Below are 1387 nucleotides of genomic sequence, written 5' to 3'. Positions count from 1 at the left end.
CGAGTTGACTCATCGAAGATGCCCGCGTAGCTGGAGTCGTTGACTCATCTGAAGATGCCCGCGTGGGTCAGACTCGGGGATGGAGTTGACGATGGCGACACGTAGAGCGGTCACGCAGGCTCAGCTGGCGAAGTGGCCCAAGGCATCACGGGCCGAGAAGTCAGCCATCCTGGACGCCGTGGTCCAACTCACCGGCTGGCATCGCGACCATGCCCGCAAGGCAATCAGGACACTGCTGGCCGACCCCGACCGGGCAACCCGACCCCGAACAGCGCGGGAGCCAGTGCGCACCTACGACGACGCCACCGTCGCGCTCCTGGCCCGCTGCTGGGCGATCCTCGACGGCCCCTCAGGCAAACGCCTCCACCCCGCCGTGCCTGACCTGCTGTCCAACCTGGCCCGCCACGGCCGCCTCACCCCCACCGAGCAAGCAGTGGTCGAGGCCGTGCTCCGCATGTCACCGGCCACCATCGACCGCCGCCTCGCGCCCCACCGTCAGGGACTGGTCGCAGGCAAGGGCCTGTCACACACCCGCCCCGGATCACTGCTGAAGACCTCGATCCCGCTCAAGACCTGGGCCGAGTGGAACGACACCATCCCCGGGATCATCCAGATCGATCTGGTCGGACACGAAGGCGGCGACAACAACGGCCACTTCCACTACACCCTCGACGCCACCGACGTCGCCACCGGCTGGACCGAGACCATCACCGTCAAGTCCAAGGGCGAACGCATCGTCGCCACCGCCCTCGAACAACTACGCCTCCGGTTCCCCTTCCATATCGCCGGCATCCACTCCGACAACGGCTCGGAGTTCATCAACCACCACCTACTGCGCTGGACCACCAGCAACCAGATCAGCTTCTCCCGCGGCCGGGCCAGCCACTCCAACGACCAAGCCCACGTCGAACAGAAGAACTGGTCCATCGTGCGCCGCAACGTCGGTTACTACCGCTACGACACCCCCCGCGAGCTGGACCTCCTCAACCAACTCTGGCCACTGATCTCGATCCAGACCAACCTGTTCCTGCCCCAGCAACGCCTGATCTCCAAAACCCGCACCGGCGCCCGCGTGCAGAAACGCCACGACACCGCAGCCACCCCCATGCACCGCCTACTCACCGACTACAGCGACCTCGTCCACGACCACGACGCACGCCACCTCGACACCCTCCACCGCGACACAGACGTCGAAGACCTCAAACACCGCATCGCCGACATCCAAGGCAACCTGCTCGAACTCGCCCGCCGCCGGGGCGCCGTCCAACGCCGCGCCAAGACCAACCACGTCTACCTCTCCCGCCGGAAGATCAGCGATCCGAAGCGGGCAAACCCAGATGAGTCAACGACTCAAACCAAGCGGGCATCTTGACATGAGGCAACAGGA

General features: G+C 65.5%; 1 protein-coding gene. It reads left to right on the top strand.

What is annotated here, in order from left to right; all coding sequences use genetic code 11:
* Positions 1 to 91: 91 nt before the first annotated feature.
* Complete coding sequence (locus BCR15_RS05260) at positions 92 to 1372, top strand: integrase catalytic domain-containing protein (RefSeq protein ID WP_068751159.1); 1281 nt, start codon at positions 92 to 94, stop codon at positions 1370 to 1372.
* Positions 1373 to 1387: the final 15 nt, after the last annotated feature.

This window comes from Tessaracoccus lapidicaptus (assembly GCF_001693815.1).
GTDB lineage: Bacteria > Actinomycetota > Actinomycetes > Propionibacteriales > Propionibacteriaceae > Arachnia > Arachnia lapidicapta.
Note: the sequence above shows the minus strand (reverse complement) of the source record. Positions and strands in the feature narration are given on the sequence as shown.

Bases quoted from the DNA above. Each gene is read 5' to 3' on its own strand.
- BCR15_RS05260 (WP_068751159.1), top strand. From the start codon at position 92: ATGGCGACACGTAGAGCGGTCACGCAGGCTCAGCTGGCGAAGTGGCCC.